Genomic DNA, 13,834 nt, shown 5'->3' with positions numbered 1-13,834 from the left:
CAGGTGGGCAGGGGGTGAGCAGGCTGATTACCAAGCCAGAAAATATCATAGATGCCTCTGCGTGGCGGGACTATAAACGTACCGGGGATGCAGCACTGCGCAACCAGATTATCCTCCACTATTCCTATATCGTGAAGTATGCGGTTATGAGCATGCGCAACATGTTTAAAAGCATAGCCGAGCAGGAAGACCTGATCAACGAGGGGATTGTTGCACTGATGGACGCAGTGGAACGGTTTAACCCCGATAAGGAGGTTAAGTTTGAAACCTATGCCTCCATACGTGTGCGTGGCGCCATTATAGATTTTATCAGAAGGCAGGATTGGGTGCCCAGAAGGGTTCGCAAGAATGCAAAGGATACCGAAACTGCGATTGCCTCTTTGTGGGCGGAGTATAACCGTCAACCCACAGACGACGAAGTGGCAGCCTATTTAAATATAACGGTAGACGAGCTGAGAACCAATATGGCGCAGTCTTACAGCGCGAGCGTAGTGTCGTTTGAAGAACTTCTTCAGGATAACCTTACGGGCTTTGAACCTGCTGCTTCAGCCGAAAGCGGTTCAGCGGATGACTTGCCCGAAGAAGCGTTCTTTTCAAAAGAGCTAAAGGATGTGATTGCGCAAACCATAGAAAAGCTGCCCCCAAAAGAGAAACTTGTGGTTGCAATGTATTATTACGAAAACCTTAAGTTAAAAGAGATTGCACAGGTTTTGGAGGTCAGTGAATCTCGCGTTTGCCAGTTACATACCTCCGCGATCGCAAAGCTCAGGCGTTCTATCGAAGCATATGTTAAAGATTAACTATATAACAATTCCCGCAGTGCCGAACAGAAAGGATGATAAACCATGTTCAGAGGGTTTTATACGTTAGCCTCAGGCATGCTGACACAACAGCGTACGCTTGATACAATCAGTAACAATGTAGCCAATGTTAAAACGGCAGGTTACAAACGCAAGATATTAACCAGTAGTACCTTTGATCAACAGCTGATTGCGAGAATACAGACGAATGATAACAAAAAGCTGGGTAAGGGTTGCATTGTACGATATGCAGATAAGGTATATACCGATTATAATCAAAGTGGGCTTACTGATACCGAAAGCCCGTTTGATATTGCGCTCGTAGGTGACGGTTTCTTCAAGGTAGAGAATGTCAACTCCGAAAAGCCGCTGCTCACCAGAAATGGCAGCTTCTCGGTGGATGAAGAGGGTTATCTGATTTCTAGTAACGGTTCCAGACTGCTGGGAGAAGGTGGGCCTATACAGGTTGGTGGAGGAGATTTTGTGGTTGATGAGGGGGGCTATGTCTACGTTGGCACAGAAGACAGCCCTGTTGACCGTATTGGTATTGCATACCCAGCCGACACAAAGAATCTTACAACCTACAGTGAAGGTTATTATATTGATAATAATCCCGACAATGCCCAAAACGAGGAAAAGGTTTATTCCACAGCCTTTTTACAGGGTAAGATTGAAAGTTCCAACGTAGATATGAGTGAAGAAACCTCCAGCCTCATGGAAACCAGCAGAACCTTTCAAACCTATAGTCAGGCACTTAAGATTGTTGATAAAATAAATGCCAAATCCGTAACCGAAATCGCTAAGCGGTAGTATTATTGAGCTTATTCTTAATCTGTTAAATGAAGGATGATTTAAATGAATACAGCATTTTATACAGCTTCGTCCGGTGTGCTTTTTATGCAAAAAAGCTTAGATGTTACCGCAAATAATATTGCAAATGTCGAAACACCGGGTTTTAAAACGTCTGTTTCGTCGTTTGCCGACTTACTGTATACGAACATTCACCGCGATGCGGTAGAAACAGCCAATAACCTGAAGGTAGGACATGGCGCAAGGCTATCGGGTGCAACGAAGATTATGAGCCAAGGCCCAATGCAGCCTACCGACCGGGATCTTGATTATGCAATAGTCGGAGAAGGTTTTTTTGCAGTAGAAAATCAAAACGGTGAGCGCTTCTATACCCGAGCCGGAAATTTCTGTGCTAAACTTGACGGTGAGATGGCTTACCTTACCACTTCGAATGGCGAATATGTTTTAAGTCCGGATGGAGAGCGTATAGAGCTAACTGCAGAAGGCAAAACCGGACTTAACCTCAAGGATATGAAAACTCGTATTGGAGTTTTTCAATTTGCCAACAAGTATGCTATGGAGCAGGTAGGAAACAATCTGTATCGTGCCACATCCGCTGCAGGTGAGCCGCAGGCCGGGGAAAACTACGATCTGCTTCAAGGCTCTCTGGAAGGCTCAAATGCAGAGCTAAGTAAAGAGATGGTGGATGTCATTACCACGCAAAGAGCGTTTCAGTTTAATGCCAGAGTGGTGCAAGCTGCCGATGAACTGGAGGCCACAGTGAATAATCTGCGATAATTTAAGGTACAAGCACTATAAAATAATAAATTAGGAGGTTAGAATATGCCTCAATTTCAATACGATCAGCTTAACGACATGCACATCGATGTTCTGCGGGAATTGGGCAATATCGGTGCTGGCAATGCTGCCACTGCGCTTTCTACCATGTTGATGCAGTCTGTTCAGATGTCTGTTCCCAAGGTGAAGGTACTCAATTTCCAAGATCTAACCAACATTTTGGGCGGGCCGGAGAATATCGTTGTAGGAATATTAACGCACCTGCATGACGATATTCAGGGGATGATAATGTTCATACTAGAGCAGAAGTTTGCCCATGTGGTTGTTAATATTCTGCTGAATAAAGAAATCAACGACTACACGCAGATGACTGAGGTGGATTATTCGGCACTGAACGAAATAGGAAATATTATGGCAGGTTCCTATGTGAATGCGATATCATCGTTGACCGGCCTTAAAATCAATATTATGGTTCCGTCTATTACAATTGATATGGCAGGTGCTATACTCAGTGTTCCTGCTATTGAGCTTGGCATGTCTGGGGATAAGGTTTTATACATTGAAGAGGATTTTATCGGCTCAAGCGAAAGTGTAAGAAGCTGTATGCTGCTCATCCCCGAGATGGATTCACTTAAATTAATTATGGAACGTCTGGGGATTGAGATATGAGTAATCTAGTTACGGTAGGTATATCCGACATGAATGTTGTAAATAAGCCTGATCGGCTTATAACCTATGCTTTGGGTTCCTGTGTCGGTATATGCTTATTTGACGTAAAGGTTGGCGTTGGCGGTATGGCCCACATCATGCTGCCCAGCAGTACCGAGTGTGTGCAGAATGACAATAAAATGAAGTTCGCCGATACCGCTATTGTTTTACTAATCCGTCGAATGGAGCAGGCGGGAGCTTCGAAGGCTCGCATGACTGCAAAGATTGCCGGAGGCGCCCAGATGTTTAAGATGGACGGTACATACGGCCTGAACGATAATATTATGAACATCGGTAAACGAAATGTCGCCGCTGTAAAGAAGGCACTGGCGGATGCAAACATCAGAATCGTTGCGGAGGATGTAGGTTTAAACTATGGCCGCACTGTTGAATTCGATGTTCAGTCTGGGATTATGACGGTTCGCTCGATTGGCAAGGCTAATGTAACGCTATAAAATACTATTAGGAGGGAAATGCCGTGACAGAGCAATTAACCGAGAATAATGAAAAGAAACCTCAAGACGCTGAATGCCGGGTTGAATTGTCAAATGATTTACTACAGGCTTTTGTTTCGGTACTTGCCCCGGAAGATGGCGGCTTGGATATTACCATTCCAGTGATTATGCAGGCTTTAAAAGATAACAATGTTGTATACGGCATTAAGCTCGATGTTATTCAAAAGATTGTTATCCAAAAGCTGTACGAGAAGAAGATACTTGTCGCAGAAGGGGTGCCGGCACAAAACGGTAAAAACGGAGAGATTACTAATCGTTTTGTGTTTGGCAAAAAGGGTATTCCCAAATACAATGTAGACGGTTCGGTTAATTTTAAAGAGTTAAATCTGATTTATAATGTTCAGAAAGATCAGGTATTGTGTGACATTATAGCTCCAACGGATGGCGTTGACGGGATGACGGTTACAGGCCAGAATATAGCATCGGTACGAGGGCGCGACGCCAGGCTTCCCCTTGGGAAGAATGTTTTGGTAAACCCTCAAAACACCGAAATCATTGCCGGAATCAGCGGTAATCTGGTAGAACGCCATAACGTGCTTGAAATAGACGACACCTTTGTTGTAGACGGCGATGTTGATAATGCAATTGGTAATATTGATTTTGTTGGCAATGTTTTTGTAAAAGGCGACGTTAAATCCGGTTTTTCTGTTAATGCCTTAGGTAATATAAAGGTTAATGGTATTGTCGAAGCGGCTACAGTAAAAGCCCGAGGCGATATCACCATTTTGGGAATGAACGGGGCCGGAGGTGGCCGGTTAACAGCGGAGGGAAATCTGATTGCCTCATTCCTAGAAAATGCTAATATTGAAGTTAATGGCTCTATTTCTGCAAACTCTGTAATGTACTGCAAGATCCGCTGTGGCGGAAATCTGGAGCTTAAAGGAAAGAACGGGAGCATGGTTGGCGGACGCTATGTAGTGGCAAAAGACCTAACGGCTCGGTCTATCGGTTCGCCTTCCCATATTATCACCGATATCACTTTAGGCTCATCCACAACACTGGTGAGCGAGATGGACACTATATTCAGAAGGCTGCAGCAGCTGCAGAATGATGAGTTGAAACTAGCTCAGATTATAGTCTTTTTAAGCAGCAAGGATAAAACGATGCTTTCACAGGATAAGCTTAAGCTTTTAGACCAAGCGGTATACAATAAATCGGTAATAACGCTTGAGAAAGAGAAATTGCAAGTTAAGTACAGTGTTATGGAGGAAGAATTACACCAGCCCAATGTCAGCAAGATTATCTGCAAGGGAACGATTTATGCAGGTACACGTATCACCATGGGCACTTCGAGTGTGCAGGTTACTGAAGACCGAGACAACGCATTGGTATATTTATCTGACAGTGAAATAATTTTCGGGGTAGCGTAACCGATTAAGGGGTGGTAAAGTGTTAAGAACGGTTCATCAAAAGGTTGAAATCTACAGTAAAAAGGATGCGTTGATTACAACCGGAGTACTAGTAGATGTCACTGATCATAACATGGAAATTTTAGGAGATATCTTTCCGCATTTTGATACTGGTGAGACGTTAAAAGTCTGTGCCTATGACGATATGAAGGGTATCTGCTGGTATTCGGCTATAGTCAGCTTCTCTGCAATTGACCGGATTATCTTAACCGATTACCATCTGCTTGACGTAATTCAACGCAGAAAAAGTATTAAAGTAAAAACCACATTTGAGACTAATATCTACATAGTTTACGATGTTGATGAAAATAAGATCACACTTGAGAACCCAATAAAGATTGTGGTTCGGGATATCAGCGCAGGCGGGATTTTCTTTACTGCAGATCAAATCTTCTTCGAAGGGAATCAATTTGAATTCTACTTTAATCAAGGCCCTAAGCACCTGCGTATTAAAACCCTGATACTCCGCCGTCAGGACATGAATAACGGTAAAAAGGGCTACGGATGTAGCTTTATTGATGCTACCGAAAAGGAGCAGGATATCCTGTTTGCCTTCTTGTGGGAGGTTCAGAGGCTTCAACTGAAGCGTATGCAGCTAAACTCATAGCTTAATAAAAAAAGCCTGCGTTTCAGCAGGCTCAAATTACTCTGGTTTTGCTAACGGCTTGGGGATATTCTTTTTGAGCTCGTCAGACATCCTTAACAGGTCAATATAGATTGCCGCAACAATTTCAAACAGCTCCGGTGGTACATTACTGCCTATTTCAAGCATAGCCAGCATATTGGCGGTTGTGTCGTCCCTATAAACCGGTATGCCGCTTTGGTCAGCAAGATCAATAATCTTCTCGGCCACATAACCGTAGCCGGATGCCACTATAATAGGAGCGGCATCGGTTTGCACATTGTATTTCAGGGCTACCGCCTTATTTCCTGCCTTGGATTGCTTACGCTCTGACATCTACACCGCTCCTTTTTATATTTAACTTTGGGAAAACCTCGTCCAGTCTGCGTTCTTTAACCAGTGGTTCAATGTTAATGTTGCTGAAGGAGTATGAAGTGTTTTTACATATCTGGATTAGTCTATCTTTATAATTTCTAAAGAAGTCGGTATAGTCTGTAGGGCAGAACATATATAGATCAATTTTATTTGCGATTACCATCATCTCTATTTCAAAATGCCCAATGGTATCGATATCAGATACAAAGAAAATTTTTATCGGAGTATCACCCGATTCTCCGCCTTTGGAGGAGTCAGGGTCAACCCATAATTCTGCAAGTGCGGAAGAATCACCTAGCTGCAGGGGCAGTATGTAATGCAAAAGCGGGGTAAATGAGGAGGGAGCAGCAGCGAGGCTCTGAAGGATATTGTTTATTTCCTGAGCAACTGCCGGTGTATTAAATCGTCCGTCCAGATGCTGCTTAATTACCTCGGAAAGATTATCGATTATCTTTGAATGCAGCACAGCACTTTCGCTCTGCTTTGTGGCAACTGCAAGGTAGTCCTCCAATGCCTGTTTGTAGGATTCTCTAATTTCTTCCGGCAAAAATCGCGAAAAATTATCAAAAGCTGCATTAATTTCATCTTTATCATTTACAAACTTCGAAAGATTATATACAATTAAAGCAGTAAGATTCATTGTTTTTTCGCTGACATAGATACTCGAGTTTAGTTCACGCAATACGCTTATTAGTGAATCCTTCATCTCGTTAAAAGTATTCACGTCCAGCAGTTCAGTTGACTGGCCTAAGGCCTTGAAGTTTGCCGAAAGGTTTTTCAACGCTTCGTAAGCTTCAGGCACTGAGCGCATCAGCTCGGCGTATTGATCAAGATTTATACTGATAGAATCAAGAATGTCTTTTGAATATACATGCCCGGTGATTGCTTTTAAAAGAGCCCCAATGCTCTCTTTGAATTCAGCGCTTGTGGTGCCTGAAAGCAGATTCCTTAGCGCATCAAAAAATTCCCCCTGAAACGATGAAATACCCTGCTGCTGGCTGAATATCTCTGTTAATAGTTCCTGCTCATTGAGCGTCAGAGAATTTATAAGGGTGTTTACTTCGGCTTTCTCGGCATTATCGCCGGTTATGGTAAGAAGCACCGTGCTCATTAGCAGTAATCTTCTCAGCGAGGTTATCGCAAGTCCGGGGTCTTTTAATAAAGCCCCAAGTGCATGCTTCATCTCCTGCTGAGTAGCCAGGTTCAGGCCGTTATTGTCCGGCGTTTCGCTTCGGTCATTTGGTTTTGTTACCCTAGCTAAGTCAACCAGGTTAAATACATCCTGCGATGAGTTTTGGTTAGACTTAACGTTGTTTACATAGTTCTTGGGAAGTATGGGAGTCGTAATTTTCATAAGATCCGACATCTTAGTTACCTCCCCTAAAAAATAATTATGTATTTTCCGTATTATATAGATATTATCGTATAAACACGATGAAAATTCAATATTCCCCGATATTTTTTTGAGTTTTTCATTTACCCCTTAATCGTTGCAGCAGTCTGAGCTCTCATTAAATTTAAGATATGCAGGTGAGATAATGGATAAGTTTGACATGAGTTTGGAATCGATGCTGGAGACATTCATTTTCGAAAGCAATACGCTGCTTGAGCAGTTGGATGCCATTCTGCTGAAATCCGAAAAAAGCAATGACATGGAGCAGGAGGATATTAACGAAATCTTCCGAATCATGCACACCATTAAGGGTTCCGCTGCGATGATGGGCATTGAGAATGTATCTACCGTGGCTCATCGAATTGAGGATTTGTTCTTCATTATCAGAGAAAACAAATCTGCTACAGCCGATTACAGTTCCATCTACGACATTGTTTTTCAGGGCTCGGATTTTATTAAGAGCGAGATTGAGAGCATTCAGGATGAAACCACCAAGGCTGCCGATCCTGAAGAACTGATAGGCCGTATTCAGGAAGAGATCGATTTTATTAAGGGCGGTACGGCTCAGAAAAAGGCAAAACCTGCGGCAAAGCAAAAGGCCAATAAGCCTGTGGTAAAAGAGGAGACAGAAGCTGCAGGACAGGAGCCGACTGTTGTTGAGGATAGTGCTGCGGAGCAGACAGCCGTGGCCGAAGAGCTACCCGAAAAAGAAGACAACGGCAAGGCAGAAACGGTTGTGCGCGTTTTCTTTGAGGACGGCTGCAAGATGGAGAATATTCGCGCCTTTATGCTGATTAACAACATGAAGGATTATTGCGAGAAGCTCACCTATGAGCCGCAGGATATCGAAACCGACCAAAACACCGCAAAACAGATTGTTGAGAGCGGGTTTATCATCTCCTTCGTTCCCTTTAATGGTAACGATGAGATATATAAGATTATAGAAACTTCCCTGTACATAAAATCGTATGAAGTACTCAGCGACGGCGCGGCTGTTGTGGAGGAAACGAAAGCTGCTGCGGCGGCTCAACAGGAAACCGCTGAAAAACAGGCTGCTGCTATCGAGAATGTAAATACTGCAGTGCAGCAGAGCAAATCTGTGAAGCAAAACCTTATCAGCGTAAACCTCAATAAGCTTGATGAGCTCATGGACTTGGTAGGTGAGTTGGTTATCACCGAATCAATGGTTATCGCAAACCCTGATTTAAAGGGGATGCAGCTCGAGAACTTTACAAAGGCGTCACGTCAACTGCGTAAGTTAACCGATGAGCTTCAGGATATCGTAATGTCCATTCGAATGGTGCCGGTTTCGGGTGTGTTTAATAAGATGAACCGCATTGTTCGCGATATGAGCAAGAAACTGAACAAAGAGGTTGAGCTTGAACTTATTGGCGAAGATACCGAGGTGGATAAGACTATTATCGACAGTCTCGGTGACCCGCTGATGCACCTGATCCGCAACGCGATGGATCACGGCCTTGAGGTAACTGAAGACCGCATTAAGAAGGGGAAGTCTCCTGTTGGTAAGGTTATACTCTCTGCCGAGAATACAGCCGGTGAGGTTGTTATCCGTGTTTCGGATGACGGTGCAGGCATTAACCCAAGTAAGATTCTTAAAAAGGCAAGAGCCAACGGCCTTCTCACTAAGAATGATGCTGATTATACCGAAAAAGAAATTTATAACATGATTATGCTCCCTGGCTTTTCCACCAATACCGAGGTAACCGAGTTCTCGGGCCGTGGTGTAGGAATGGATGTGGCGCGGAAGAATATCGAAAAGGTTGGCGGTTCTATCAGCATCGAGAGCAAGCTGGATAAGGGTACAACCTTTATTATAAAAATACCGCTTACCCTTGCCATTGTAGACGGCATGGAGGTTTCGGTTGGCGGGTCTATTTTAACTATTCCTATTACTTCAATCCGCGAGTCGTTTAAAATACAGCCTAAGCAAATCGTAAAGGATGTTAATGGTACCGAGATGATTATGATCCGCGGGGAGTGTTACCCAGTCATTCGTATCTTTGAAGCCTTTGGAATCGACACAAAGATTACCAATGTTCTTGACGGCATTATCATCCTTGTTGAAACCGAGGATAAGGCGGTTTGCTTATTGGCCGATCAGCTCATCGGTGAGCAACAGGTGGTTGTTAAGCCGTTGCCAAACTATCTCAATCGGTTTAACGTGAAGGAACGTGGCGTTGCGGGCTGCACAATTCTTGGCGACGGCAGCATTAGCCTAATTCTGGATATTAAGAATCTGATTGCCAATAACTGATTAATGAAATGACCAGAATATCTGAAAGGGTGTAGAAATTATGGCGCAAGTATTAGAGAATATTACAGATGTAGAAGACTCGCTAAAAGAGAAATACCTTACATTTATAATTGACGATCAATCATACTGCATAGACATTCGGTATGTTATTGAAATTATAGTGGTACAGCCCATCACACAGGTACCCGAGTTGCCGGAGTACTTGAAGGGTATTATTAATCTTCGCGGTAAGGTTATACCGGTACTGGATGTTCGTCTGCGGTTTGGGAAGGAGGAGCGTCCATACGACGACAAGACCTGTTTTGTTGTTGTAGATGTAAACGGAAATTCTGTCGGCATTATTGTGGATCAGGTTGATGAGGTAATGCGTATACCGGATGCGGATATTGCTGCGCCCCCCAGCTTCAGCAAAAACGGCTCCAGTCGCTATGTTAAGGGGATTGGTAAGATCGGCGAAGATGTAAAGCTGATTCTTGACTGCCAAAAGCTGTTAAGCGATGATGAAATGGATGAGCTTTCAGCCATTACCGAGAATATGGAGAAATAATTAATGTATTTTGTGCAATAGCGGCAGGCTGTGCGCTTGTCGCTATTGTTATCTGTTTTTTCACAGTTTAAATGGCTTATCGATAAGCCTGATTAGGAGTAGCTATGGTATCATTATCAGATATTGAATTTGACCGGATAACCGGTTACCTTAAAACCAATTATGGAATTAACCTTACTAAAAAAAGAACCCTGATTGAAAGCAGAATGGCCTCTACTTTGGCAGAAAAAGGCTTTACGAATTTTACAGATTACTTCAATGCTGTGCTGCAGGATCCTTCGAAAAAAGAAATGTCATTGCTCATCAGCAAGCTTACAACCAACCATACCTACTTTTTAAGGGAAGTCGAGCATTTTAACTACTTTACATCCACCATCCTGCCGGAGTTTGAGCGGACTAACAGGAACCACGAGATCCGTATTTGGAGCGCGGGCTGCTCTTCGGGTGAAGAACCCTATACCCTTGCTATGGTGATACAGGATTATTTCGGTACGAAAAAGCAGCAGTGGAATACCAAAATACTGGCCTCGGATATCTCGCTTAAGGTATTGGATAAAGCGAAGAGTGGTATCTATTCGGCAGAATCGATTCAAAATGTGCCCGAGAAATGGAAATCAAAGTATTTTACTGCAGTTGATGCCAATACTGTAGAGGTCAAGCCTTTTATCAAGGATGAGGTAGTATATCGTCAAATTAATTTGATGGATAATTTCACCTTCAAGAATAGTTTTGATATCATTCTTTGCAGAAATGTCATGATCTATTTTGATACACCGACAAAACAGCAATTGATTAGCAAGTTCTATAACAATACGCGCCCGGGGGGCTATCTATTTATTGGGCATGCCGAGACTATCAACCGGGAGTCCTCTCAGTATAAATATCTCATGCCAGCAATCTATCAAAAATAAAGTACGAAACAGAATCAGTTCTTGAATGGTTCGGAAAGGCATCGGTGCCGAATATGGCGAATCTACGAAAAATAAAAACATTGATTGTCGATGACTCAATGCTGTTTAGAGAGTTCCTTGTAAAAAGCATGAGCTCCGACAACGCAATCGAGATTGTTGGCACAGCTGCCGATCCCATAGAGGCGCTGAAGCTAATTGAGCAGCTTAGGCCGGATGTTGTAACGCTGGATGTTGAAATGCCTAAGATGAACGGTATAGAGTTTTTAAAAAAGCTGATGCCACAGTATCCTACACCGGTTGTGGTAGTTAGTTCTCTGCCGATTAATGCGCTGGATGCGTTGGATGCAGGTGCTGTTGACTTTGTAAAAAAGCCTAGCATAAAATCCTCTTCTGATCTTTTTAATTTTACACACGAACTGGTTATTAAGGTAAAGATTGCCTCGATGGCAAAGCTAAAAAAGGCAAAGCCGATTGAGCATGTAAGTTATACAAAGAGTAAAACAGTTAATGACTTTGTAATAGCTATTGGAGCTTCCACTGGCGGCACCGATGCAACCGTTGCGGTTATACAAGACCTTCCTACAACAACACCCGGTATTGTAATAGTTCAGCACATGCCCGAGATGTTTACGCGCATGTATGCCGAGCGTTTAAACCGCATCTGTAAGATGGAGGTTAAAGAGGCCGAGAGTGGAGACAGGGTTCAAACCGGCCGTATTCTGGTAGCTCCCGGGGATTTTCAGATGCGCCTTGTTAAGGACTCCGGCGGCTATGCCGTAAAGTGTACCAAGGAGGAAAAGGTAAGTGGTCACTGCCCGTCGGTTGATGTGCTGTTTGAATCGGTTGCAGCCACAGCAGGCAAGAACGCTATCGGCGTTATTCTAACCGGTATGGGTGCAGACGGTGCGAACGGGCTGCTTTCCATGAGAAAGGCGGGCGCTTATACACTTGGGCAAAACAAAGAAACCTGCGTAGTTTATGGTATGCCGATGGTGGCGTTTAACATCGGTGCCGTAATGAAGCAGGCCCCCATAGGCGAGATGACATCTCTCATTTATAACTACGTTCAAAAACTGTAAATACCCCTTTTTAACAGGTTGCTATAAACAGACAGGCCGGTGTACCACACCGACCTGAAAAAATATGAAAAAAGCCGCCCAACCTTTTAGGCTGAGCGGTTTTGGCGGAGAAGGAGAGATTCGAACTCTCGAGACGCTTTTGACGCCTACACGATTTCCAGTCGTGCGCCCTCGACCAACTAGGCGACTTCTCCATACACATTTTCAGTTTTACTGTCGAAACAGATGCAACCATCTTGACAGCGCTTAATTATTATATCTAATAATCTGCAGATTGTCAACTAAAATGTTTTAAATTTTATATATAAAGTGACATTTGTATTAAGAACATTTGAGAGGATGATATTTCATGCTGGTAGTTATTCTGCTCTTTGTTGCCCTTGGTCTGTTTGGATTAAAAATCTATGGGATAGGAAAATGGAATGAGGAATTTCTTTCGCTAGAGAATACAAAAGCACTGCAGGCACTCTGTGCTTTTGGGGTAATACTGCATCATCTTTCGCAAAGACTAAAAACGCCGGACGTACTTTCACCCTTTGTAGATGCCGGCGTGCTGTTTGTAGGAGTATTCCTATTTTGTTCAGGTTATGGCTTAATAAAAAGCTACCAATCAAAACAAAATTACCTGCAGGGCTTTATCCGTCGCCGTCTTCCTTCCGTGCTAGTACCTTTGTATGCGACAATAATCATCTATCTGGTTTATAACCTTATCGAAGGGCAGCGATTTTCACCGGTTGAAATAGTTCTGTTCTTAACGGGTTTTATTTTAATCAACCCTCAAGCTTGGTTTGCGGTAGCAATAGTAATATTCTATATCGCTTTCTATATCATTTTTAAATATTGTAAAAAGGAACGTACCGCATTTTGGGGTATGGCTGTTTTTCTGCTTGTCTATACAATCATATGTGCATGCCTGGGTCATGGTGGTTTTTGGTTTCAGGGGGAATGGTGGTACAACACCTGCTTCTTGTTCCTTTTCGGTATGTTGGCGGGAAGATTTGAAGGGAATATCATCTCCTTTGCTAAAAAGCGGTATGCAATCCTTACACCGGTTTTGATTGTTCTCTTCTTTCCCGTGTTTATTTTAAACTTATATATGCTTAAGCATGTTTCCTACTATGCAAATACCCCCTTTCAATCTGACATCCCCGAAAGATTCCTGTGTCTTTCGGTTCAATTACCAGCTATTGTTTTATTTGTTGCGGCGGTCTTATTGATTACAATGAAGGTGCGGTTTAACAATAAGATTTTACAACTTCTTGGCCAGATGACCTTGGAACTGTATTTGATACAATATCTATTTATAATACTGCTTCGTTCAAGGTTTATCCAGATTAACAATGATGTTATGTATGTTTTATTAGTTCTGATACTATCCACACTCACTGCTTTTGGTCTGCATATATTGGATACAAAAATAATAAGCCTAATAGGGGGCAAGCATAGGTATCTGAAACGGGTTGAATCAAGTATAAAACAATAATGTGATATTTGTACCCAACAATTCACTGCTGTACCTCAAGAAAGAATCCTTAATAATCCTGATTATTTACAACCGACAAAACAAGAGGGCTTGCTACCTGCGCTTTTGCAGACAGCAAGCCCTTCATTCA

14 protein-coding genes and 1 tRNA gene are annotated in these 13,834 nt (G+C 43.0%); 12 read left to right on the top strand and 3 right to left on the bottom strand.

Going from position 1 to position 13,834, the window contains the following annotated elements:
- Positions 1–14 precede the first annotated feature (14 nt).
- From BLR50_RS06170 to BLR50_RS06140, 7 genes are read left to right on the top strand one after another with little or no spacing between them, the layout of a single operon-like run.
- Positions 15–800: a sigma-70 family RNA polymerase sigma factor gene (locus tag BLR50_RS06170; protein WP_092639643.1), complete on the top strand. Its 786-nt coding sequence runs from the start codon at positions 15–17 to the stop codon at positions 798–800.
- A 45-nt stretch (positions 801–845) separates the two neighbouring features.
- On the top strand, positions 846–1,610 hold the full coding sequence (locus tag BLR50_RS06165) for a flagellar hook-basal body protein (protein ID WP_092639641.1): 765 nt from the start codon (positions 846–848) through the stop codon (positions 1,608–1,610).
- A gap of 45 nt (positions 1,611–1,655) precedes the next feature.
- Entirely contained in the window at positions 1,656–2,387 is a 732-nt protein-coding gene (locus tag BLR50_RS06160; RefSeq protein ID WP_092639639.1) for a flagellar hook-basal body protein, read from the top strand.
- A gap of 45 nt (positions 2,388–2,432) precedes the next feature.
- Entirely contained in the window at positions 2,433–3,056 is a 624-nt protein-coding gene (locus BLR50_RS06155; protein WP_092639637.1) for a chemotaxis protein CheC, read from the top strand.
- 29 nt (positions 3,057–3,085) lie between these two features.
- A complete protein-coding gene (locus BLR50_RS06150; RefSeq protein ID WP_341465411.1) occupies positions 3,086–3,550 on the top strand; it encodes a chemotaxis protein CheD in 465 nt (154 codons plus the stop codon).
- A 23-nt stretch (positions 3,551–3,573) separates the two neighbouring features.
- Positions 3,574–4,980, top strand: coding sequence for a DUF342 domain-containing protein (locus tag BLR50_RS06145; protein WP_092639633.1), 1,407 nt, complete (start codon positions 3,574–3,576; stop codon positions 4,978–4,980).
- Positions 4,981–4,999: 19 nt separating this feature from the next.
- Positions 5,000–5,626, top strand: coding sequence for a PilZ domain-containing protein (locus BLR50_RS06140; protein ID WP_092639631.1), 627 nt, complete (start codon positions 5,000–5,002; stop codon positions 5,624–5,626).
- A gap of 36 nt (positions 5,627–5,662) precedes the next feature.
- Here BLR50_RS06140 and BLR50_RS06135 read toward each other — a convergent pair whose 3' ends face one another.
- Both BLR50_RS06135 and BLR50_RS06130 read right to left on the bottom strand, forming a co-directional pair.
- On the bottom strand, positions 5,663–5,977 hold the full coding sequence (locus BLR50_RS06135; RefSeq protein WP_092639629.1) for an EscU/YscU/HrcU family type III secretion system export apparatus switch protein: 315 nt from the start codon (positions 5,975–5,977) through the stop codon (positions 5,663–5,665).
- Complete coding sequence (locus tag BLR50_RS06130) at positions 5,964–7,382, bottom strand: hypothetical protein (RefSeq protein ID WP_092639627.1); 1,419 nt, start codon at positions 7,380–7,382, stop codon at positions 5,964–5,966. Before BLR50_RS06130 ends, BLR50_RS06135 begins: the two co-directional genes overlap by 14 nt.
- Positions 7,383–7,554: 172 nt before the next feature.
- Between BLR50_RS06130 and BLR50_RS06125 the strand changes: the two genes are divergently transcribed.
- From BLR50_RS06125 to BLR50_RS06110, 4 genes are all read left to right on the top strand, one after another.
- The gene (locus BLR50_RS06125; RefSeq protein ID WP_092639625.1) at positions 7,555–9,684 is read left to right on the top strand and encodes a chemotaxis protein CheA; all 2,130 of its coding nucleotides are present in this window, start codon (positions 7,555–7,557) and stop codon (positions 9,682–9,684) included.
- 40 nt (positions 9,685–9,724) lie between these two features.
- A complete protein-coding gene (locus tag BLR50_RS06120; protein ID WP_092639623.1) occupies positions 9,725–10,231 on the top strand; it encodes a chemotaxis protein CheW in 507 nt (168 codons plus the stop codon).
- 104 nt (positions 10,232–10,335) lie between these two features.
- Positions 10,336–11,142, top strand: coding sequence for a CheR family methyltransferase (locus BLR50_RS06115; protein WP_092639621.1), 807 nt, complete (start codon positions 10,336–10,338; stop codon positions 11,140–11,142).
- A 53-nt stretch (positions 11,143–11,195) separates the two neighbouring features.
- Positions 11,196–12,221, top strand: a complete 1,026-nt coding sequence (locus BLR50_RS06110) for a protein-glutamate methylesterase/protein-glutamine glutaminase (RefSeq protein ID WP_092639619.1) — start codon at positions 11,196–11,198, stop codon at positions 12,219–12,221.
- Between the two features lie 102 nt (positions 12,222–12,323).
- Here BLR50_RS06110 and BLR50_RS06105 read toward each other — a convergent pair.
- Positions 12,324–12,415: transfer RNA gene (locus BLR50_RS06105), tRNA-Ser, on the bottom strand.
- A 155-nt stretch (positions 12,416–12,570) separates the two neighbouring features.
- Here BLR50_RS06105 and BLR50_RS06100 point away from each other — a divergent pair.
- Positions 12,571–13,704, top strand: coding sequence for an acyltransferase family protein (locus tag BLR50_RS06100; protein ID WP_092639616.1), 1,134 nt, complete (start codon positions 12,571–12,573; stop codon positions 13,702–13,704).
- Positions 13,705–13,834 lie beyond the last annotated feature (130 nt).

Source organism: Acetanaerobacterium elongatum (genome assembly GCF_900103835.1).
Taxonomy (GTDB): Bacteria; Bacillota; Clostridia; order Oscillospirales; family Ruminococcaceae; genus Acetanaerobacterium; species Acetanaerobacterium elongatum.
The sequence above is the reverse complement of the archived record's forward strand: the minus strand, read 5'-3'. Positions and strand labels throughout refer to the sequence as shown.

What these genes read in the sequence shown, in the direction of transcription:
- BLR50_RS06165 (WP_092639641.1), top strand. Translation starts at nt 846, where the DNA reads ATGTTCAGAGGGTTTTATACGTTAGCCTCAGGCATGCTGACACAACAG.
- BLR50_RS06160 (WP_092639639.1), top strand. Translation starts at nt 1,656, where the DNA reads ATGAATACAGCATTTTATACAGCTTCGTCCGGTGTGCTTTTTATGCAA.
- BLR50_RS06155 (WP_092639637.1), top strand. Translation starts at nt 2,433, where the DNA reads ATGCCTCAATTTCAATACGATCAGCTTAACGACATGCACATCGATGTT.
- BLR50_RS06150 (WP_341465411.1), top strand. Translation starts at nt 3,086, where the DNA reads ATGAATGTTGTAAATAAGCCTGATCGGCTTATAACCTATGCTTTGGGT.
- BLR50_RS06135 (WP_092639629.1), bottom strand. Translation starts at nt 5,977, where the DNA reads ATGTCAGAGCGTAAGCAATCCAAGGCAGGAAATAAGGCGGTAGCCCTG.
- BLR50_RS06130 (WP_092639627.1), bottom strand. Translation starts at nt 7,382, where the DNA reads ATGTCGGATCTTATGAAAATTACGACTCCCATACTTCCCAAGAACTAT.
- BLR50_RS06125 (WP_092639625.1), top strand. Translation starts at nt 7,555, where the DNA reads ATGGATAAGTTTGACATGAGTTTGGAATCGATGCTGGAGACATTCATT.
- BLR50_RS06120 (WP_092639623.1), top strand. Translation starts at nt 9,725, where the DNA reads ATGGCGCAAGTATTAGAGAATATTACAGATGTAGAAGACTCGCTAAAA.
- BLR50_RS06115 (WP_092639621.1), top strand. Translation starts at nt 10,336, where the DNA reads ATGGTATCATTATCAGATATTGAATTTGACCGGATAACCGGTTACCTT.
- BLR50_RS06110 (WP_092639619.1), top strand. Translation starts at nt 11,196, where the DNA reads ATGGCGAATCTACGAAAAATAAAAACATTGATTGTCGATGACTCAATG.
- BLR50_RS06100 (WP_092639616.1), top strand. Translation starts at nt 12,571, where the DNA reads ATGCTGGTAGTTATTCTGCTCTTTGTTGCCCTTGGTCTGTTTGGATTA.